The organism is Alteromonas sp. I10 (assembly GCF_003201515.1).
Classification (GTDB): domain Bacteria; phylum Pseudomonadota; class Gammaproteobacteria; order Enterobacterales; family Alteromonadaceae; genus Alteromonas; species Alteromonas macleodii.
The window spans coordinates 177,098-198,783 of the sequence record NZ_QJJN01000004.1 but is presented as its reverse complement, the minus strand read 5'-3'; the positions used below and the strand labels follow the sequence as shown (position 1 = coordinate 198,783).

Annotated in this window: 18 protein-coding genes; 9 read left to right on the top strand and 9 right to left on the bottom strand. The window is 42.0% G+C overall.

What is annotated here, in order from left to right:
* The first annotated feature begins 25 nt into the window (after positions 1-25).
* The 8 genes from BZA03_RS09910 to BZA03_RS09880 all read left to right on the top strand — a co-directional run bounded on the left by BZA03_RS09910 (position 26) and on the right by BZA03_RS09880 (position 7,250).
* Positions 26-1,528 (top strand): catalase, encoded by a 1,503-nt coding sequence (locus BZA03_RS09910; protein WP_110288673.1) that lies wholly within the window; start codon positions 26-28, stop codon positions 1,526-1,528.
* A gap of 242 nt (positions 1,529-1,770) precedes the next feature.
* Positions 1,771-3,300: a DUF3369 domain-containing protein gene (locus tag BZA03_RS09905; RefSeq protein ID WP_110288672.1), complete on the top strand. Its 1,530-nt coding sequence runs from the start codon at positions 1,771-1,773 to the stop codon at positions 3,298-3,300.
* Positions 3,297-4,649: a sensor histidine kinase gene (locus BZA03_RS09900; protein WP_110288671.1), complete on the top strand. Its 1,353-nt coding sequence runs from the start codon at positions 3,297-3,299 to the stop codon at positions 4,647-4,649. The genes BZA03_RS09905 and BZA03_RS09900 overlap by 4 nt, the downstream gene beginning before the upstream one ends.
* Before the next feature lie 144 nt (positions 4,650-4,793).
* Entirely contained in the window at positions 4,794-5,045 is a 252-nt protein-coding gene (locus BZA03_RS20585; protein WP_258364625.1) for an alpha/beta fold hydrolase, read from the top strand.
* Positions 5,046-5,122: 77 nt separating this feature from the next.
* Positions 5,123-5,656: an alpha/beta fold hydrolase gene (locus tag BZA03_RS20580; RefSeq protein ID WP_258364624.1), complete on the top strand. Its 534-nt coding sequence runs from the start codon at positions 5,123-5,125 to the stop codon at positions 5,654-5,656.
* Between the two features lie 84 nt (positions 5,657-5,740).
* On the top strand, positions 5,741-6,553 hold the full coding sequence (locus BZA03_RS09890; protein ID WP_039225300.1) for a helix-turn-helix domain-containing protein: 813 nt from the start codon (positions 5,741-5,743) through the stop codon (positions 6,551-6,553).
* A gap of 48 nt (positions 6,554-6,601) precedes the next feature.
* Complete coding sequence (locus BZA03_RS09885) at positions 6,602-7,051, top strand: carboxymuconolactone decarboxylase family protein (RefSeq protein ID WP_110288670.1); 450 nt, start codon at positions 6,602-6,604, stop codon at positions 7,049-7,051.
* Positions 7,052-7,070: 19 nt separating this feature from the next.
* Positions 7,071-7,250 (top strand): YrhK family protein, encoded by a 180-nt coding sequence (locus BZA03_RS09880; protein WP_039225298.1) that lies wholly within the window; start codon positions 7,071-7,073, stop codon positions 7,248-7,250.
* Between the two features lie 375 nt (positions 7,251-7,625).
* Here BZA03_RS09880 and BZA03_RS09875 read toward each other — a convergent pair whose 3' ends face one another.
* The 4 genes from BZA03_RS09875 to BZA03_RS09855 all read right to left on the bottom strand — a co-directional run bounded on the left by BZA03_RS09875 (position 7,626) and on the right by BZA03_RS09855 (position 10,597).
* The gene (locus tag BZA03_RS09875; protein ID WP_110288669.1) at positions 7,626-7,895 is read right to left on the bottom strand and encodes a hypothetical protein; all 270 of its coding nucleotides are present in this window, start codon (positions 7,893-7,895) and stop codon (positions 7,626-7,628) included.
* A 746-nt stretch (positions 7,896-8,641) separates the two neighbouring features.
* Positions 8,642-9,910, bottom strand: coding sequence for a hypothetical protein (locus BZA03_RS09865; protein WP_110288667.1), 1,269 nt, complete (start codon positions 9,908-9,910; stop codon positions 8,642-8,644).
* Positions 9,910-10,122 (bottom strand): helix-turn-helix domain-containing protein, encoded by a 213-nt coding sequence (locus BZA03_RS09860; RefSeq protein WP_110288666.1) that lies wholly within the window; start codon positions 10,120-10,122, stop codon positions 9,910-9,912. Before BZA03_RS09860 ends, BZA03_RS09865 begins: the two co-directional genes overlap by 1 nt.
* A gap of 145 nt (positions 10,123-10,267) precedes the next feature.
* Positions 10,268-10,597, bottom strand: a complete 330-nt coding sequence (locus BZA03_RS09855; protein ID WP_110288665.1) for a hypothetical protein — start codon at positions 10,595-10,597, stop codon at positions 10,268-10,270.
* Positions 10,598-10,757: 160 nt separating this feature from the next.
* On the opposite strand from BZA03_RS09855, the gene BZA03_RS09850 reads away from it, so the two are divergent.
* The gene (locus tag BZA03_RS09850) at positions 10,758-10,982 is read left to right on the top strand and encodes a hypothetical protein (RefSeq protein WP_110288664.1); all 225 of its coding nucleotides are present in this window, start codon (positions 10,758-10,760) and stop codon (positions 10,980-10,982) included.
* 229 nt (positions 10,983-11,211) lie between these two features.
* Here the strand turns inward: BZA03_RS09850 and BZA03_RS09845 are convergent, their stop codons facing one another.
* The 5 genes from BZA03_RS09845 to BZA03_RS09825 all read right to left on the bottom strand — a co-directional run bounded on the left by BZA03_RS09845 (position 11,212) and on the right by BZA03_RS09825 (position 21,373).
* On the bottom strand, positions 11,212-11,910 hold the full coding sequence (locus BZA03_RS09845; protein WP_110288663.1) for a hypothetical protein: 699 nt from the start codon (positions 11,908-11,910) through the stop codon (positions 11,212-11,214).
* Between the two features lie 162 nt (positions 11,911-12,072).
* Positions 12,073-13,251: a phosphatidylserine/phosphatidylglycerophosphate/cardiolipin synthase family protein gene (locus BZA03_RS09840; protein WP_110288662.1), complete on the bottom strand. Its 1,179-nt coding sequence runs from the start codon at positions 13,249-13,251 to the stop codon at positions 12,073-12,075.
* A gap of 69 nt (positions 13,252-13,320) precedes the next feature.
* Positions 13,321-13,974 carry a HEPN domain-containing protein gene (locus BZA03_RS09835; protein ID WP_110288661.1) on the bottom strand — a complete coding sequence of 218 codons (654 nt, stop codon included), beginning with the start codon at positions 13,972-13,974 and terminating at the stop codon, positions 13,321-13,323.
* Between the two features lie 90 nt (positions 13,975-14,064).
* Entirely contained in the window at positions 14,065-15,450 is a 1,386-nt protein-coding gene (locus BZA03_RS09830) for a DUF2130 domain-containing protein (protein WP_110288660.1), read from the bottom strand.
* Positions 15,451-15,499: 49 nt separating this feature from the next.
* Positions 15,500-21,373, bottom strand: a complete 5,874-nt coding sequence (locus BZA03_RS09825) for a DUF4011 domain-containing protein (RefSeq protein ID WP_110288659.1) — start codon at positions 21,371-21,373, stop codon at positions 15,500-15,502.
* Positions 21,374-21,686 lie beyond the last annotated feature (313 nt).

The following is a 21,686-nucleotide window of genomic DNA, read 5'->3' as shown; positions in this document are numbered from 1 at the left end:
AAAAGCATACGAAAGGAGTTTTATAATGGCTAAGAAACCGCAATTAACCACGTCGGCAGGCGCCCCCGTAGTAAGTAACGAAACCACTAAAACAGCAGGAGAGCGCGGCCCCACCCTCTTACAAGATTATCAACTCATTGAAAAGTTAGCGCATCAAAACCGCGAACGAATTCCAGAACGTGTCGTTCACGCGAAAGGCTGGGGTGCACAGGGCACATTTACGGTCACGCACGACATTACCGATTACACATGCGCTGACTTATTCTCAGAAGTGGGTAAACAAACTGAAGTATTAAGCCGGTGGTCTACGGTAGCGGGAGAATCAGGCGCAGCTGATACCGAGCGTGACGTGCGAGGCTTTAGTTTGAAGTTTTACACACAACAAGGCAACTGGGATATGGTAGGTAATAATACTCCTATCTTCTTCATTCGTGACGGATACAAGTTCCCTGACTTCATTCGTACGCAAAAACGTCATCCGAAAACTAACCTGCGCTCACCAGAAGCCATGTTCGACTTTTGGGCTGCACAGCCAGAAAGCGTGCACCAAGTTACCATTTTAATGTCAGACCGTGGTATTCCGGTGTCACCTATGCACATGAACGGCTATGGCAGCCACACTTTCAGCATGTGGAATAAGGAAGGCAAGCGTCATTGGGTGAAGTTCCATTTCAAAACTCAACAAGGCATTAAAAACTACACCAATGAAACGTCTGAAAAAATCATTGGAAGCACTCGGGAAAAGTATCAGGAAGAGCTATATAACGCCATTGAAGAAGGCAATTTCCCAAAATGGACAATGTACATTCAGGCCATGCCAGAAGAGGAAGCAGGACAACAAAGCTATAACCCGTTCGACCTAACCAAGGTGTGGCCGCACGATGACTATCCGCTTATTGAAGTTGGCGAACTGGAAATGAACAGAAATCCAGAAAACTACTTTCAAATGATAGAAAACGCAGCATTCAGTCCGTCAAATGTTGTCCCTGGTATTGGCTTTAGCCCTGACAAAATGCTTCAGGCTCGCATATTTTCTTATGCTGATGCCCATCGCTATCGTTTGGGCACACACTATGAAGCACTCCCCGCTAACGCGCCGAAAAATAGCAAGGTAAACCACTATCACAAAGACGGCGCGATGCGCTTCTTTACCAATGATTTTGGTAACCCTGACGCCTACTATGAGCCCAATCAATACGAAGGGCCGGTGGCTGACTTTTCAGTGAAAGAGCCTCCGCTTCGCATTGATGGAGACGCTGATAGATATCATCAAGATGAAGCAGATGTGGATTACGTGCAGCCGCGAAAACTGTATGAGATGTTTTCTGATGATCAAAAAGAACGGCTGTATAAAAACTACGCTGCCGCAATGGGCCCGTGCTCAGATAGCGTAAAAGAGCGTTGGTACGCCGTGCTAGAAAAGGTACATCCAGACTACGCCGCAGGCGTACGAAATGCGGTAGAAAGCTTAGATACCGACGTAAATACGGTACCGATTACTGAAAATACCCCTATCGAAGATAGCTAAACGCTATTGTTGTAAGGTATTGCGGCCCAGCAGTTTTCTCTTACTGGAATCTGCTGGGCTCCACAATTTAACAAACATGGCATATTTTTAATACTTGCCTAAAACACATCTAACTGATGATAAAGAGACTTCTGTCATCAAAATATGTTCATTGAACTTTAGAACAAAACTTGTCGAGTAAGTTTGCGAGATTGAAAATTGTGGCTTACGTTTAATGTATCTAAACGTTTATAGCGCTATGTATGTCGTTATTTAAGAAGTCAAAAACAGAACAATCCACCTCTCGCCAAGCTCCATGGAAAATAGCCATAATCGATGATGAAGAAGGCGTTCATGAGGTCACTAAACTCACTCTGCGGAAATTTAATTTCGAAAAACGCGGGGTTGAATTTCTATCAGCTCACAGTGGCGCTGAAGGCCTAGCACTTTTCAAAGCAAATCCAGACATCGCTCTCGCTTTCGTTGATGTGGTGATGGAAACTGACGATGCGGGTTTGAATTTGGTTGATGCCATTCGCAACGAGCTCAATAACCATACCGCCCGCCTTATTCTGCGAACTGGTCAACCTGGTCAGGCGCCGGAAGAAGAGGTAATCAGGCGTTACGACATAAACGACTACAAAGCCAAAACTGAATTATCATCGCTTAAACTTAAGTCTTGTGTGTACACAGCAATAAGGTCGTATCGGGATATTCAGACTATTGAGCAAGGTAAGCGCGGTATGGAAGACGTTTTAAAATCCTCGTCTTCCGTTTTAGCAAGCCAGTCTTTAGCCCAATTTGGCACCGCAGTGCTGAAACAGACACTTACACTGCTTAACCTAAACAACTCTGTACTCTACTTGTCTACTCAGCACACCGACTTATATGGCGATACGACCATGACGGTGCTAGGCGCCAGCGGCGACCTAGTTGGATTATGCGAACCTGGAATTTCTAGCCGAATTCCTGAAACCATCGAAGAAGAAATCAAACAAGTCTTAGAAAACAAAAGTCACTATCAGTCTAAAGATTTATTCATCGGCTACTACCCTACTGGAGAAGATAGCCACAACATTTTGTATGTTAAATTAGATCATCCACTGGATGCTCTGCAGCGCAAGACCTTAGAGATGTTTGCCTCTAATGTGGCGGTAATATTCCAAAATCTCACGCAAAAAGAAGACATACAAAAAACCCAAAAAGAACTCATTATGGTGCTTAGCGACGCAATCGAAATGCGAAGTAAAGAGACCGGTGGTCATGTGAGAAGGGTCATTCTTATGACCGAATTTCTCTCTGAAAAGCTTCACATGAGCCGAGAGTTTATTGAGACCATACGGTATTCAGCCGCACTTCATGACGTGGGTAAAATTAGCATCCCTGAAACTATTTTACATAAGCCGGGCAAACTCGACCCCGAAGAATGGGAGATCATGAAGACCCATGCACAAAAAGGCTACGAGCTACTTGCGGGATCTGATCGCATCGTTGCTAAAATGGGCGCCATCATTGCGAAAACGCATCATGAGCGGTGGGATGGTCAAGGTTACCCTGAAGGATTAGCTGGAGACGACATTCCCGTGGAGGGTCGTATTATGGCAATTGTCGACGTTGTCGACGCATTGCTATCTAAGCGCTGCTATAAACCGGCATGGAGTCCTGAGGAAGTAAAAACCTATCTTCATGAGAATTCCGGGAAACAATTCGATCCGCTAATCACCCACATTATGATAGAGCACTTCGACAGGATCCTTGAAATCCGAGCCACAGAACCGGACGAAGATGAATGAAAGAATCGCTAGAACTAATCTTATTACGCGTTAGCCAAAGCGCAGATATTGATAAAGGTGAATTAGACGTTGCTTCTAGACTTATTATCAACTCGGTGTGTGAGGGTTTGCAAATTACTCGAGCTGGCATTTGGTTGTATGATGAAATGCAAACACTGGTACAGTGCACATTGCTCATTGATAAGGGTAATGACCTGGACCACGAAAGCTTAGTGCTTACCCGGAAAGACTTTCCTCATTATTTCGAGGCGCTAGATTCAGAGAGAACCATTGCGGCCCACGACGCATTAACAGATGTTGCAACATTTGAATTTGCAGAAGTGTATTTAACGCCGCTTGGGATTAGCTCTATGCTTGATGTCCCTATTCGCCACCGCGGCAAAATGATTGGGATAATTTGCTGTGAACATCAAGGCAAAGCCCGTGAATGGCATGCCGATGAAGTTGTATTTGCGGCGTCACTGGCAGACCTTTACGGGCGTGCAGTGAGTGCAAATGAGCGCGCAGATTACGAGCAGAGGCTAATTGAGGCCAACCAAACCCTTGAGCAAAAAGTAATAGACCGCACGGCTGAACTTGAGGCCGCACAAGAAAAGCTCGTCGAGTCAGAAAAAATGGCGGCGTTAGGAAATCTAGTCGCAGGCATTGCTCACGAAGTTAATACGCCGTTAGGCATTGCACTCACCTCCGTCAGTAACTGCAAAGAAGAACTAAAAGACATCTATCGAGACTTCGAAAACGATGAATTAACCGAGCAGGGTTTTAAAGACTTCGAAGCTATTTGCTCTGAAGGGCTAAACTTGGCTGAAACGAGCCTGATGCGGGCAGCGAATTTAGTACAAGACTTTAAGCGCACTTCTGCTGACCAAACGTCGTTAGAAATAGAAGAAATTGCATTAGACGAATATATCCCTAGAGTCTGTAACCCTTTAAAACCCATGCTTCGCAAAGAACAAGTTGAGCTAAGCATAGACGTTACGCCCAATTTGGTGATAACCACCTGTCCCGGCATTATTGCCCAATTGCTAACAAATTTAATATCGAATGCTCAGCGTCACGCTTTTGGTCCATCGGTAAATAACGACGTGAATAGAGTGAGTGTGAGCTGCAGTAAAAATGTCAAAGGCATTGTGATTAGCGTACAAGACAATGGCAAAGGTATACCAGAGGCGCTTCACAAGAAGGTATTCGAGCCATTTTACACCACAGCTCGTGATAAAGGCGGTACAGGGCTGGGCCTAAATATTTTATACAACTTAGTACGACAAAAATTTAACGGTGAGATTGACTTAACATCAACCCCTGGAGAGGGAACGAAAGTAACCGTCTGTATTCCGGTTGAAGACTAGCGTGCCTCTCATTTTCCACTACCTATACCCTGCGTTATAAATTCCCTGTGCAGCGCGCGACATTATTAAAATGTCGCCCTCACGACAGACCTGAAATCAAAGGCTGGGCAAGCTAAATACAAAAACATAACAAGGCATGTAGAAATGCAACTTTCACATTGGCGAAGTTCCGGCCACTTTTTAAACGTCGACGGTCAGCAAGTTTTTTATAAAACAGAAGGCACGGGACCAGTACTATTACTCATTCACGGATACCCCACCGCAAGTTTTGATTGGGCTAAAATATGGCCAGCACTTACAAACAAGTATCAATGCGTGACGCTCGATATGCCGGGGTTTGGTTTTAGCGATAAGTCACCAAAAAAATACTTAATTAAAGGCAAGCAGACACGATAAGTGAGGTAATAAGGCATTTAGGTATCACAAGTGCCCATGTTCTAGCTCATGATTACGGTGATACGATTGCGCAAGAAATGATGGCGCAGCAACTGGAAAACGACCTTGCCTTTCGCATCGAATCGCTGCACTTACTTAACGGTGGACTTTTTCCTGAGACACATCGTGCTCTGCCCATTCAAAAGCTGCTGCTCTCTCCAATTGGTGGTTTACTCATTCGCTTTTTAAACAAAAATGCAATTCGAAAAAGCATGAACAACATATTTGGCCCAAACACACCTCCTTCAGATCAAGACATCAATGATTTTTGGATACTTATCAGTACAAATAATGGTCACCAACACATGCACTTGCTTTTGGACTATATGAAGCAGCGTAAACAATACCGAGAGCGCTGGGTAAGTGCACTGCAAAATGCCAATGCCCCTCTTCGACTAACCGTAGGTATGGCTGATCCAATCTCTGGCGCGCATATGGTGGCGCGGTACAAACAACTCATTCCTAATGCAGACGTAATTGAGCTCGATCAAATTGGGCACTATCCGCAAATTGAAAGTGCTGAAGCCGTGGTGAACTCTATAACAAGCTTTTTAGGTCGCTACGCTAATTAAACGTGAAACTTTGTTTTGATACAGCACGCGACAGGGGTAATATAAAGCTTCACTGATTTAACTCTAGACTCGCAACCAACGTTTATGGACGCTTCAACCAACAACGAAATTATTCCTGCCGCTAGCTTTAAGCAGATTGATATTGGTTTCGTGACCCCTGCTGCTTCCATAAAACGGTTTGTACAATGCATATGGGTGATTGATAACCCAGAAGGCTCAGCTACAACCCTAAACGAAAAATTTTATCCCGATGCAGGTGCTAGTTTGACTTTCTATCTCGATCAAACTAACTGTGAAGCACAATTATTTTACCATACTCAGGTCTGCGCCATGCCGTGGGAACTGGCTTGCAGACAAATAAGTGTAAGATTTAGGCCCGGTGCCTTGAAATATTTGTTCGGTTTAACCTTTGATGACAGTAAAAACCAACAGATCGACATCGCGTTGGCTATGGTTAAGCAGCGTGATTCCTATCAACGACTGCAAGCCTATCTTATTGGAAAAACTATTAGCCAGCAGTGCTTAGCAATACAGCACTGGCTGATTGAGCTAGCAGAAAATACTGATGGAGCCTTTCAGAAATGGGAGCGCATGCTTTATCAGTCAATGAATTTACTGGTGCCCCCACAACATCTTGCCGATCAGTTCGGCGTCAGCCGAAGAACGCTGGAGCGCCAATTTCGCACGAACTTTGGTTTCTCGCCAAACAAACTGTATCAATTTGCTCAAATACGCCATGCACGATCGTTATTAACCTCAAATTCTGAAGCGCTGAGCCACGTCGCCTTGGCATGTGGTTACTTCGACCAAGCGCACTTTACGCATTCGTTTAGTGATTTCGCGCTGGAAACGCCCCTTCAGTATAGAAAGCGAAAGTTGTCGCAAATTTACAATTAAGCATTTTGCTTAGACTTTATAGTTCTCCGCAGTTTAAAGGAGATCACTATGAAAAAACGTATTACACAATCTGAGCTATATTCTGAATATCCCCATATTCTTGAACACCTCACAGGCTTAGTTAAGCCATCTTTCAAAAGTACTTTAAGTCATAAACTCATACATTTAGTTAAGCTTCGTGCGTCACAAATTAATCAGTGCGGCTTCTGCCAACACATGCACGCCGAAGAAGCGAGAGTGTCTGATGAAAATCAGTCAAGGCTTGATGTATTGTCTGCATGGAGAGAGCTAGATTGTTTCAGTTTTGAAGAGAGAACAGCATTAGCGTGGACGGAAGCGTTAACGCTTATCCACTCTTCCACTATTACTGAAGAAATGTATAACAGTGTAGAAAGCACCTTCGGAAAAAAAGGGCTGATAGAACTCACGTCTATTATTCTTCAAATTAATAGCTGGAACCGTATTTCAGTAAGCCTTCAGTTTCAACCTTCTATTTAGTAGTAAGGAAGACGTGAAAATGACTATCATGAAACAAGTACAAAATAACAAATTGGGTGTAGCCGCCTGCTTGTGCTTTTTTTGGGGAAGTACCCTTTTCTTGCCAGCCTTCAGCAAATTTGCAACCGCTGGAGTATGGTTATTTATGGCGGGTTCTCTATTGATGCTTTTCGACATCTTGAGCATTAAAACCAACTAGGCTTTGCGCTAATAATGTTTAAGAGTGTATATACAAGTATGCACTCTTTTATTGAGCTAAATTTACTGCTGTATATTGGTACAAGAAAAGTGAGTTTCGATTTTACTTTGATATATATGGCATAAGCCATTGAATGGGGAGAGAGAAGTTGGTCGGTGTGAGAGGATTTGAACCTCCGACCCCTGACACCCGATGAAATAAGAAGAATTCTATACAAACCCTTTTAGTATCATTACCTTACGTGATTATTTTAAGCTGTAAATCAAATAGAAAACAAGACAAAAACGGAAAATAGATCTCTTTTCGGAACAGTAACTTATAAAAAAGTGACCACTGTATAAGGGGACGCAAAATTGATGAGCTTAATCGGCGGTTTTAAGTCAGTGTCTTTATAACCTCAAAGGCATAATTTATCTGATCAATAGAAATAGGTAGATCTGACAAAAACCCATACAAGTCGTTTATAACTTGGTTTTGTTCTGATGCTTTTTCCAATGCAGACTCAACAACACTACTTACGCTTGGGCGGCCATCATCGGAATTGTTATGCTGTTTTATCAACTCAAGTGCTGCAGAGGGCAATACTGAAGCTTCGACTTTAAACTGGGGTGGTCTAATTTTTATTGACGCGCTGGCATTAGGCATTGATTAATCCTTTAATTTGAACACCTATATTTAAAGGGGTAGAGGATGATTTACAAGTCCTCTCGACACAATTTTATAAAATACTAAACCCACTCCCACGTTAACTCCTCTTTTTCCATTGCTATTTTATGCTGAGAGAAGGTTGTGACCACCCTTTTCAGGTTTCTAGTAAGCAAATAAGCCGCGAATTTTCAAATCTGAGGGATATGCTAGGCATTTGTGCCGAATTATCCAAGGAGCAGCTCGCTACTTTCCATGAGATCCGCGCATTATCTATTCACTTGTTTGATAAAGCTGGCGTTGACCCGCAATCAAGAGCGGCACATAGTGACGCTAAATCTACGAAAATATACAAAGAAAATAATGTTGAATGGGTGAGAGTACCAGCAGCAGAGTTAAAAATTGGATGATCACATAGCCTGATCCGAAATACTGTATAAGGGGACGCTAAGAAGTGGGGTTTGCTTCAAAGCTAGATAGATTGGTCGGTGTGAGAGGATTTGAACCTCCGACCCCTGACACCCCATTTGTGGTATCGGACTTTAGATGAACTCTACAAACAAACGTTAAATCAATAACTTAAGCGCAACAGCAAACCCAAAAAGCAACTCAAAATCTGTAAAACCCAAAAAAACAACAAATGACGCAAAAACAATAAGTTAAAGAATCTAAACTACTGTATTTTGTGACACTAGTTTACCGTATTTTTGACACAAAAAAGCCGCCATTTGCGGCGGCTATTAGTATTAAAGAGTAACGGTGGATGGAGGTACTCGTTTGAATTTTTCATGGCCTTCCTTGTAGTGCTGAGTCATCCCTAAATCTGAATGTGCTGCACGATTCATCGTATTTTCCTCTTCCTTAGCCTGTTGGTCATGAAGATAAATTGCGATAGAGCGAATCTCGTGGAAGCCAGGACGATCTCTTCTTACTTCGATATCAAGATAAAGTTCCATATCATCTCGTAATTTTGAGAATTGTTTGCTTAGGTAACGAGGAGTCAACTGCCAAGGATGTTCAAAATCACTCGAATAATTGACTTTGTGATAGCGCTTTTTACGGTGAACAATGTATGGGCAGCTTGGCTCTGTACCTTTAACAAAAACCTCACCTAAATCTTGCACCGAAGCCTCAATCGTAGCCATCATTTCGTTAGTAATTGGAATCTCAACTCTTGAAGCCGCACTATGTTGATTCTTCTCTCTGGAAATCCACATCATTCCATGCACAAGAAGTTCGTCAGGAGTACCTTGGTTTGGCTCTAGATAAGCTCCACTTTCAACACAGTAGACCTTTGGACTCGAAAAATAATGACAATCTGAGTATTTCAGGTTCACAATCTCATTAACCGCGTGACAAGTTTGAAGTGATAGCATTATTGCGGTTCTTAGAAATGGCTCAGCTTTGTCTGCCATCATCATGAGCGCATACTTGGAGATACGAATGGGCGTTTTTGATTTAGCCTTTTTTGACTTCTTCTTGAGCTTTTTGTCGTTAGCGCAATTTCGCTCCATGTAGCTCATATCTGTAAACTCAGCAAACACGGCTCTTAGAAAGAGAATTTTTCTATTACGGACGTTAAAGGACGCTCCTGAATGATACTCATCTAAATACTCATTAACATCCTCTAGGGTAATTTCTTTCGTGTAATAATCCGCGAAGAAGTTGATGAAGCGCTCACAATCATTGTCAAACGTATTCAGTGTACTTTGCGATTTACCTTCGTTTTCTTCGTCGAGGTTTTGCTTTACCTTTTGCCACACTTGATGAACCCGCACGTTGTACTTATCTGCGCGATATTTCAAGGCTTCAGCACTGTTACGATGTGTTTCGTTGAACTCGATAACAGATTGCTTAATATCAGCAAGCTTAAACTCAGCAGGAAAGTAAGTGTCCTTGCCCACAGCATTGCGATAAAAGTAGCGAGTCACACCGCGCAAGGGGCGAGTATAAAGGCCCAATGGCAAGTCTGTATTTTCGAGTTTACGTTTGCGTCCCATTTGTTTTAAACCCATTAGTTAGCCCCCATGAGCATGTTGAAACACTCGTCTTTAGGGGTTATATATGTCATTGACTCACGAGTATCATCAACGTGAACCATCCAGATACCACCACGCTTGGCACCTTTCAGCTCGCCGTTCTTAATCCAGTTGATGACTGTTTGAGATGAAACAGGATCATCAGCCAAATATTCGTTGATGTACTTAGCGACACGGATTTTTTTCATACAGCACTTTGCCTTTCTTGTTGAACTGAGAAGATGCTATAAAAAAAATCTAAATTTCCGATGCGAATTTACGTGGTTTTGTGTATCCGAGCGCTATATGCATGAATAATTTGGGAAAACTCTTCAAGAATTTTTTTATATTTTTTTACATCCAGTCATCATCAATAAATCCGCTATCGAAACTGACAATAAGATCATCATCGAAAGAGCTTACAGTCTCCGTTGAAGTTAAGAAGTCTAGTTCTGAGTCAAAAGTGTGGTTACTTTCCGACATCGCTAGCGGAGCTATACTTTCTGTCTCCTCCGAAGGCCCATCCCCCAGCACATAGCCGCAAACATCAATAACACTTTTTCTAATAAGTGGTAATCCAGAACCAGGGTTAATCATTGGCGTATCGATTTCATCCTCTATTAACTCGGGGTGTTCTGACTCAAGGTCGCAATGATCAAAGAGTTTGTGACTTAGTAAGCTCATTTTCTTTCCTTTGGTAGATGAAGTATCTAAATCGAACTTAAGGAAATTTTTCTCGGTTACAACTTATTTGTTATCTCGATTAAGCAGAACGGAGCACGCCCAAATTTCTCCTGACCTGAAACTAGTTAGCTGTGAGGTCAGACAGATAAGGAGGAGACATATGCAAAACGAACACAGATACCTCAAAGAAGTCCTTAGTTGGATAACAGATTGGTGTTTGATCATCGGGGATGTGTTATTCGCGGTCTGGATAATTCAGCTGGTAACCCAGTTTGAAGCGCATCCAAGCTATCCATTCTTGGGTCTGAAAGGCTGGGTGATTATTTTCAGTATTTATGTGGTGGGACTAGTGAGTGACATAATCAACAGGCGATATTTGCCATAAAATCTTACTGGAGCACCGAAACGGTGCTCTTTTTTAGTGATAAGAAACAGAGCTGTATTCTCTTGAATTGGCTAAAGCTGTTCTTGAAATTTAATTTCAGGTGTGGTGAATATCGATTTACAGCTGGAAGAAAATAGCTGCAACTTGCTAGTTTAGTTAGAAGAAAATGTAAACTCTTATTCGTAAGCAGATATTCTTCCATCTGCTATCACAAGTGAGTCAGATGGAGTTACGCGTTAAATTTAGATTCATGGTGCTTATAATAAACTGAGCTACCTAACCAATTTTTCACAGTTTTACCCTCTAAAACTTTTATGAGCTTATCCAAGGCTGGCGTTGTAGAACGCTTTGGGTTTCTGACGATAACACCGCCAGAGACAAAAACGTAACCTTTCTCAAACAAATCGTCACAACCTGCCTTACACATCAGAGCTGCTACATTGTCAAAATCAAGTTTCTCTGGTAGAGAACACTCCGATCTTTTCTTAATGTGCGCAGCGACAAGGAATTCTAAAGGATATTCATTTTGGCAAAGCACGCACCTTGCTTTCGATTTCCCTCCGGAAATATGTGCTCGAAGAAATGCTTGTTCTTTTCTGGATTTTGAAGTCGAGTCAAAATCCAAATCCACTTCTTCGCTTAACTTTGGGAGCATGGTTTTTGCCGTGACTGGAGGCAAACTGGAATCAGAGAATTTGATACTATCGGCAGTTATAAGAGATGGTGCCTGTCTGATATTAGGACTGGACATCCTTGCTCCTAGACCAGACCGTACTAACGCTTCCAATTCATCTTCGGTATCAACAAAAATATAATCATCTTCAAATCTCGAAAGGCTCGCCACATAAGTCCCGTCTTTATGTTTGTGGGGATATATAGGCTCGCCCTTGTGTGCCCCCCTATTCTTGTAGGCTTTCAATTTACCCACGCTTTCTCCTTAGAAATTTAGCTACTTGATCACCCCGTTAATTTGTAAAGTGGGGACGCTAGTCTTACTAGGCTTATTTAATTACTAGACCGTATTAGCAGCCTATTAAAAAGTGCAATTGCTTACTACTTCACTTACATGATCTGATACAAATTTTTTATTTTACTTATAAATAACGAAGACTGGGTTCTCAAATACTTCTATCATTTCCACATTATAAAAATCGTCTGGCTCAAAATACTCTTCGGCAACATTCTGATTTATTGATAAATGACTCATTCTTTCGAACTTAAGACTTTTAAATACACAATCTACAACATTTCTTTGTGAAACTGGATCTTCAATTACATCTGCTAGTTCAGAGCTTTTATCGTCTATTAAAAAAATTAAATCACCATCATTAAAAAGTATTTTGATGCGTCCCAAGTTACAGTTGAAATGAGCTTCAGCTCCTTTATCACTATGTTTAAAGTGTACAGAATAGTTGTGGATATATGCGTTGCCTATTTTTAGGTTGCTACCTTCCCAACTCACGGAATCACTTAGATAAGTTATTCGCGTTTTCCCTACCCTGCAATAAGCGAGCTTTTTACTATTAAAAAAATAAACGGGATAAAAAAACAGTCTTTTTATTTTCTTTTCTCTGCTTTGGACGTCTTTCCAAAGTGTTAACTGTGAATCATAAACATAGAGTCCTGAATTTTTGGCTTCGACATATGCAACGTCGTTTTCTAAAAAAATAGCAGAGCTAACAATCCTATTCTTAATTACAGCCCAACGTTGACACTCTCGCTCACTATCTAGCCGACCCTGTATTTCTTCGTACTCTTCTTGTATTTCCTCTGCCAGGCTCTTCAGATGCTGTATCTTAGGTTCAAGAATATCAAGTAGCCTCATTAAATCATCTTTAAAAACTTCCCGACCAGTATCCCACCAATCTTGTATTCTCAGTTTCGCATCACAGTTTGTTTTATCAACAAGAGCTGAGACTTCTGCATTCAGCTTTCCTCTGCGAGTGAAATTCTGTGAGCCAACAGTACGTATATCACTATCAATTAATAGCACTTTTGCGTGAAGTCCTTCGAATGAACGAATTTCTGCGCCCAAATCAATTAGCTTCATCATTGCGTTCAACTGAGCAAAAGCCTCTAGCCAATTTGGAGTATCTGCATCAGTGAGTATTTGAACAGATATACCGTTAACTAGCGGAGTCTTTAATAAGTCGATCAGTGTGCGGTCAAAGTACGGGGTAACAACTCTAATGTTAGCAGAGGCTTTTCGAATAGATCTCTTCCACTCGACATAAATATTTTTTGCTGCAACTTCTAAATGACTACTCATAAGAATGCTGAACCCAGCTCATAACCGATCTAATCGACAGGTTCTGGAAAATCTGGTTTGAGCAAGTATTCATATTGCAACCACCGGATAATTGGCATCCCCCCAAAGCTCATCAGGGTTTCGCATCATAATATCGATTAATGTGGGCACTAACTTGTGTAAAAGACAGTTAGCATCTCTTAACTGCTCACGATTTACGCTGCTGTTCCAGGTAGCACCTCCGTGAATTAACTGGTTTCTGAGCGTATATAATCGTTGTAATACCAAACGAAGAACAATATTTGTTTTAGCGTTGCCTAATGCTCTGGCTGCACTAGATTTTGCGGAAGCAAAACGGGTCTTGAACTCATCTTCTTCGATGCTCCCATTTTGATATTCCCAAAAAGGTTGGAAAACGAACGGATTATTTAATAATACCCTTATACTTCCTGAAAACTCTTGCCACACAATATCTGAAAGTTCATTTTCGTTATCTAATGCAACTAATTTCTCAATAAACTTCGAAAAACTCTCAGCTTCACGTAACCTCAAAGTATCGAGATCCTGCGCATAGATTGCATTGAAAGCAATCCATAAAAAAATAAATTTGGCATCGGGGTCGTCTTCACACATTTCTGCTCGCTTTAGCCAACTCAGGCCTCTGTGACTTCGGAGTGCTAAGTTTTCACTAAAGCTATTTCGATGAGATCTCTGGTATTGCTTTAATTCAGCGAAGCGTTCCATGCTTTACTACCTACTTTCAATTCGATTAATGATTCTCATGTAAATCATTATGACAATAATAATGTACCATCCAACTATTTTCAGTGAACCTTACTCAATCTCCTGAAACTTCTCAGCCATAGTTGGATTGTTCTTCGTAAGCTTCTTAACTGTTAGGTCATTTGCTTTATTATTTGCTAGCCTTAAATTGTTCTCTGATCCAAGTAGCGCATCTTTAGTTTTCTGAAGATGAGTGATCGTTTTGTCTATCTCATCGATTGCTGTTTTGAACTTTCTTGAGGCCAAGTCATAGTTGCGAGCAAAGCCCTTTTTAAACTCGTCCAAATCGCTCTCGAAGTTAGTTATGTCAATATTTTGCGCTTTCACTAGCTCTAGTTCGGACTTGTACTTGAGGGAGTTTTGCGCTGCATTTCTTAGCAAAGTGATTATAGGAATGAAGAATTGAGGCCTGACTACGTACATCTTTGGGTAGCGATGTGAGACATCCACGATTCCGGTGTTGTAAAGTTCGCTTTCAGGTTCAAGTAGCGACACCAGCACAGCATACTCACATTGCTTTTCGTTTCGGTCTTTATCCAGCTCTTTCAGAAAGTCTTCATTTTTCTTTTTAGTGGCAGTCTGGTCGTTTTCGTTCTTCATTTCGAACATGATTGATACAGACTCTATACCTGAATCATCAAGATCTTTGAAGATGTAGTCGCCTTTGCTTCCACCACGAGCATCGTTATCTTTTTCGAAGTAAGCTTTCGGGAATGCAGTGTGACGAATCCTGTTAAATTCAGTTTCACAGTGTTGCTCCAGGCTCTCCCCGACCATTTTTGTCGAGAGCTTAGCCTTCATATCGCGTAAACGCTCAATCGCGTCGTCCCTGTCCTTCAATTGCGTTTCGTACTTATCTTTTAGTGACTGCTCCGAAAGCTTTGTCTCTAGTTGCGCCTTCTCCAAATCACTTTTTAGCTTGTTCAACTCTCTTTCAGCACTACTTTGCGCTTCTGCCACAGCGTGTTTCTGCGAATTCTCAGCAGCACTTAACCTTGCCTTCAGTTCTTGGATTTCAGCATCCTTTTTCGCAGCAGTTTCCTGTAGCTGATTCTGGTGAGATGCTTTTTCTAGGTTGGAGCTGGCTTCACTTTCTCTTTTCGCCTTTTCGAGTGCGTTTTGGAGATTGTCTCTCTCTTTCTCTATGGCTTTTAATGCTTCAGTAATGGCTAACGACTTATTCAAATCTGCATTGCCCAGCTCAGCTTTAAGCTTACTGATTTCGCTGTCTTTTTCAGATAGCGCGTCGCGAAGCTGACCGGAGAACTTTTCCTTCGCCAACTCAATTGCATTGTTTTTGTCTTTCTCTGCGAGTGCTAGTCGCTCCTTCAACTGTTTGTCAAATTCAGTGTCGCGAACCTGCTTTAAAATATCTGCATATCGAGCCTCGTCAATCTTGAATGCTTTCTTACAGTTTGGGCAAATTACTTCATTCATGTTTTTAGTCCTTTAATATTGAGCTATTTTCTGCGCTTTTCTCACTTCGCTAAGCCAACTCACCTATCCATAGATTAAATTGAGACAGCGTTGTTTCATGTCGCCTTTTCAACCTCAATTCATCACACATTACATCGACAGGAGAACCTGGATTCTTCGTCACTGCGAATTTAGCAAGACCGAGTGCCTCTTCGTATGCCAACTCATTCCATTTCCTTTCATAGCCAAAGGCATCCACGCCTCGCCACTCAATAAGATCAACTCGGTCTTCGGGTGACAACCATAAAGTTGGTGAATATCCATCGTTTTCATTGATGCCCGCAAACGCCTCTACTATTTCCCGAATATAATCTATTTGTTTTTTACTTGTTCTCGTTAAGCCATGAAGATTTGCTATTTCCAGAGCTAGTGAGTGAAGTGTTATTCCAGGGCGCTCCGACAATACTTCTCTGACTAAAGAGGTTAGTCGTTCTTTGTACTGAGGTTTGAAATAGTCGGCAGCATTTAAGGTCTTGCTGTGTAAAATTTCCTTTTCACCTTCTTCAGAAAAGCTCTCGTCAGCAGCCTCGCTATTTGCGCTTTGAGCCAGCACATTTGTTTCTTCTGCTTCTGCTTCTGCTTCTGCTTCTGCTTCTGCTTCTGCTTCTGCTTCTGCTTCTGCTTCTGCTTTATGCAGTGTGTCTAGCTCTCTTTCCTTTTCAAGAATTTCCTGCAATTTAGCATCAACTTTTTCTATCGCTGACTCAGGATCGACAAAGTAGTCTGTAGACCACAGTCGTACAATATTCCAACCTAAGTTTTCTAATATGATTTGTCTTACTCTGTCTCTATCTCTAGCAGCTGGTGAGCCATGATAGGTTGCGCCATCACATTCAACGCCAGCGATATATTTTCCTGGCTTGTCAGGATGCAAAACTCCCAAATCAACTCTGAACTTACTCACTCCTACTTGGGTCTGTATTTTCCAGCCTTTCACACGCAACGCTTGAGCTACCGCCTCTTCAAAGTCGCTATCGAATTGATCGACACCATGGTCAGCAGAGGCTATTTCAGCAAGCGCTATTGGGCCTTTTTCAGCAAACTCTAAGAAGTGTTTTAAGTGCTCGACAGCTACAGAGTTAGTGCGACTTAAATCTATCATCGAAGAGTCAAAGCTTGAGAATACGACTACCTCCGTTGTTGCTCGCGTAATAGCAACATTTAATCGGCGTTCACCACCGCTCTTGTTAAGCGGCCCGAAGTTCATGCTCATCGTTTTCGCTTCAGGCTCAGTTGGCCCATATGCAAGGCTGAGCATTATCACGTCTCTCTCATCGCCCTGAACTGACTCCAGATTTTTTACAAATACAGGATCTCTGTTTTGACTGTCCTGAAAATATTTCTCTATAGAAGGATGTTGCCGTCTCGCATCGTCCAGCAAATCCTCTATGGTTCGTTGCTGATCAGTATTCAGGGTTACCACACCTATAGACTTGTTACGCTCATGCTCATCTAACAGCCTGCGAACAATTTCATCAACGACGGCTTTAGCTTCGACGGTGTTATTTCTTCCTTTACCCTTCGCATAAATACCGTTAACTCGGTGAAGAGATACTGCCGACTCTTTAGTTTCTGATGATGGATAGGTCACCAGCGAATTTTCATAATATTTGCTATTTGAAAAGGCTATCAATGTCTCATGTTTGCTTCGGTAATGACCCATTAAACGCTTGAGCGGTAACCTTGCTGCCAAGGCTTGATCAAGAATTGACTCCATATCTTCTTCATCAGGCTCATCAGAATTTCCGCCCGCAGAAAAGAAATTAGTGGGCGGCATTTGCTTAGGGTCGCCAACAATAATCACATTCTTACCTCTGGCAATAGCACCAACTGAATCCCATGTCGTCATTTGTGAAGCTTCATCAAAAACGACCAAGTCGAAGCCTTTAAAATCAGAAGGCAAAAACTGCGCGACAGACAATGGAGACATCATTAGACACGGACATAAATCTAGTAACGAATCACCAAGTTGATTAATTAAGGCTCTAATGGGGATGTGTCGAGTTTTCTTTTGAAGCTCTTTTGCTAGGACTCCAAACTCTTTTGGATTATCTTTTGATTCCTTAACAGGCTTGCCCTCAGATGCGAGCGCAATAACATAATCACTAGTAATCTGAGCCACACGCTCGTCGAGTTTTTTAAATGCCTCTATTGTTTGTTCATGGGTAGATGCTTTGAATTGACGTAGTTCGTGATCGGCGTCAACTAGCAATGGTGCAAGCCAATAGCAGAACGCACTTCTAAATTGCTGCCCCAACTCTTCATGATTAAGTGAGCCGCTCTCTAGCGCTGAACTCAAAATCTCAAGATTAACCGATACCGCTCGCGCTTTAGCTGATTGCCATTCACACCAATTTTTCAGCTTATTCGCGTTTCCGGTTATATCTCCCAAGCTCTGCGAAACAACATTTAGCGAATCATCGCTGCTTACTAACACTCCTACTTCGCTAAGGGTGGCGTTCGTACCAAGGAAAGCATCAATAGCTTTTGAATAAGCATTAGCAGTGGCAAATACTTTTGATTCTTCTAGAAACTCCCTCCCATCCACAAACCATTTCTTCACAGGGATTAATATCTCAGTTGGGTCATCAGTGAGAGTCACTAGTTCTGAAATTCTTAGCCTAACTTCACTACCTAGTTCTGCTTTTTCGAAAAGAGATTCAGAGGTGGTTCTCCATCCTTCCCAGATAGAATATTTTTCAACGTGCGCAAGCCTGCTTTCAATATCTGACTTCTGCTTCTGGCAAAGGTCAATCTTATCGATGATAGACAAGTCAGTTATTTTAGTGATGCCCAGAGAAGCTGCTTCTTTGTTGATCTTCCGCTTATTGAAAAAAGCCTTCAACCAACCCGATTCAGCTTCTTGTGCAAATTGCTTCCACTGTTGGATAGGCACTTCAGATACATTTTCACTGTTAACACCGTGGGATATTTCATCGAGCGTGTTATCGAACTCTTCCTTTAACCTTGCCAGCTCATGAATTAGCTCGACACGTTCTTTGGCCCCCATATCGACGGCAAATGCGATGTCTTGCTTAGTAGCTACCTTTGCCAAGTAATCAACATTTTTAAGGGCAATAAGATTTGCAATAGTTTGCTCTACGCTCTCTAGTGAAAACAGAGGTAGTAGTTCGGCTAAGCTCTTTTCTGTAGCCTCAAACTTTTGCTGCCAATCATCAATTGACATGAGAAGTTTCGATTGCCAAACGTTAGACCATTCAGTAGCAGTGACAAACCTGAATGCATCTATATCAAGGTCACGTACATCAGAAAAAGCCAGAGCCAACTGTTCTACTAACTCTTGTGTCCTATCCAGTTCACTTTCTGATTTGATAGGTGCGCCAGCTAAATCTAGGGGCCAGTCGAGCTTTATTTTTAATGAATCAAGGTTTAGCGCGATTGAGGATATTGCATCACGTGGTGATACACCGAACTCACTTTTTCGGTGTAATGCCCTTACATAGTTATTTAATTTATCTTTCTTTTGCTTTAGGTCAGCAACAGTCGCTTCCCAAGTTCGTGGATTCAACCCTTCACGTTTTTGCCAAGCGATGTTTAACTGGTCTAATACTGCCCTCTTGTTTGCTTTGTTACTGTGTAACTCTAAACATAGATGATCTAACCCTACTTTTTGAAGACGACGGTAAACTACGTTTAAAGCAGCCATTTTTTCAGCAACAAAAAGTATCTTTCGCCCCTTACCAATATTGTGAGCTATTATATTGGCGATAGTTTCAGATTTCCCTGTACCTGGAGGCCCTTCGAGAACGAAGTCTTGCGCTTTTGCAGAGGCATCAACTGCCACAAGCTGTGAACTGTCGCAATTGAGCGGCGTGTATATCTCAGCTGGATCTAATTTATCGTCTATCTCTTCTCTGTTTACGAAACTGCTGTCTTGAGAATAAGGCTCTCGTGGGTTATCAACTAAATGTTGAACAAACGGATTTTCTTTCAGATCATCGAGTCGATCACGCAAGTCTCGCCACATCAGGTATTTTGCAAAAGAGAACGAGCCGAGAACCAATTCTTCGACCAATTCAAAACCTGGCTGCTCCTTAACTGCTTCCCTAACCCTTTGCCAAACAAAAGGGACGTCTACTCCACTGTCATCTTCAGGCAACTCATCCTTAAACTCGCTCAGATTGATGTCGTGTTCTGATTGCAGAAACTCAATGAGCGTGAGATTGAAGATAGGATCTTCTTCCTGCAATTGTTCAACATAAACAGGTGCCCGCGCACTTCGACGAGTTAATTTTACGGGGATTAGCAACAGCGGCGCTTTATAGCTTCTCGAATCTTCTGGGTTCTCTTTCCATTTCAGAAACCCTAGCGCTAAAAATAGGGTATTTGAACCACCTTCTTCTAGGTCGTTCTTCGCACGCCTAAACAGCTCAACGGAATTTTTTTCTAGTTTTTTGGCTGGCTGGTTTGCAATTAAAACCTTATTCTGAATTTGATTGAGTGCATACTCACGATGGACATCAGACCCTGTCTGAAGCCTAAACATCTCACTGTCGCGACTTGGATCAAAATGAGGACTTTCTTGGGCAGAAAGAAATTTGAACTTCGTACCATCTGCCAGCATGTCCTCCATTACTGCAATATTTGGACAAAAAAGTTTAATGGCTACAGCTCTGTCGCTAAAGTTCAAGAGGGTATTTTTCTTTGTCAGGTCTAATAGTTTTCTAGACCATGAATCAATTCTTGTCTCAGGCGTTTCTTCAACTACAACTTGTTCATCTTTTCTGACAGGCGGCAATGGTGGAACGACAGGCAAAGCAAGCTCCTCAGAACTTCCTTCTGATGTTCTTTCTTCCTTGGCTTCTTCAACTGTTGATAAAGGCTTTATAGATTGTGCTCTTGCCTGCGCAATATCGATAACCATGACAAACTCTGACTCGTTCTCTTCAGAAAGTAGTTCCCGTGCATGGTCTTTTGCCTGTTCAAATGTAACAGGGGAGTCATTAGTTACTAATGTTGTTTCAAATAAAACCAAATCTCTATTATCAACTCGCTTTCTTATATCCTGCGGATCATCGTTTGTAAGAATTGGTAGTTTCTCATCGATTAACCAGGCACCAACAAACGCGTGCCCTTTAGTCACAGCAACAACGGGATTCAATCCCATCGCTTCAATGCAGCTGGCAAACAATAAAGAGGAATCGAGGCAGGCAACCATTCGAGAATTGCTTATGTCGGAAGCCAAACGAATCCTTTGTCCAGTTTTAGCAAAGCCTTGCGGAGGACTTACATATGCCAGCTTCTCTTTGAAAACAACATTCCACAGCGCAGCAAGCATCAAATAAGGCTTTTCTCTTGTGTTAGATTGATAGCCATCTACAGTTCGGCCATAACCCCCCTTTTCTAACGCTAATGCACATTGTCTAACTAGAGACTCAACATAAATGCCGTTTGGCTTAACAAATGCTGCCAATAACGCAGGTTGTCTTTCCTCCCCACCCCAAAAATTTGCTGGCAAAATTTCCAGTTTAGGATGTTGCTCTGCGAGTACATTTTGTTCGTCATCAAGAAGGGAAAATGAAAGAACGTGTGTGATCTGTTCAGTTATGCCAAAAAGCTTTTCGAAAGGAAAGCGAAGTTCTTTCAACTTTATATTAATCGATTGCCCTGGCTCAAGCCTATCAATATGCCAAAGCTCCTCACCGAGCCACCCCTCAATTGCAGTCAGTTTTACTGTCAACGAACTTAAAGGCAGTAACGGTTTTTCGTCGTGTCTTGGATAGCTTACGCGGACAGATTTTAAAATAGGGTAAGAATTTTGCTGAGCAGCCAATGAAAAAGTGGAGATAATATCAATCGATAAATCTATATGCCCGACACAAGGCTCTTCGACAACATTTCTCTCAATATTCACGTCTTTCATCTTCGGGTTCCCTCCACATTGTAATTCTCCCCTTCTGCCAGAGGGGTTAATTGTCTGTTTTACTTATTTATTATACTTAAGTCCAATGGCAATTAAAATTAGGGCATTCAAGCGACTAGTGAAAAAATAGCATCTTGCTTCGAAGAAGCACTAAAAACAAACTCTAGCAGAGTTTGAATAACAGCTTGAGCAACGCTCAATAACGATTGCGCAGTGAGTGCTGTGTGAAACACAGGTGCTCACGTAGCAGGAGTCAGCATCGCAGATTAAGCCTAATTTTCGTTTGCCTCAGCAAACCAGAGTATTGTTGGGT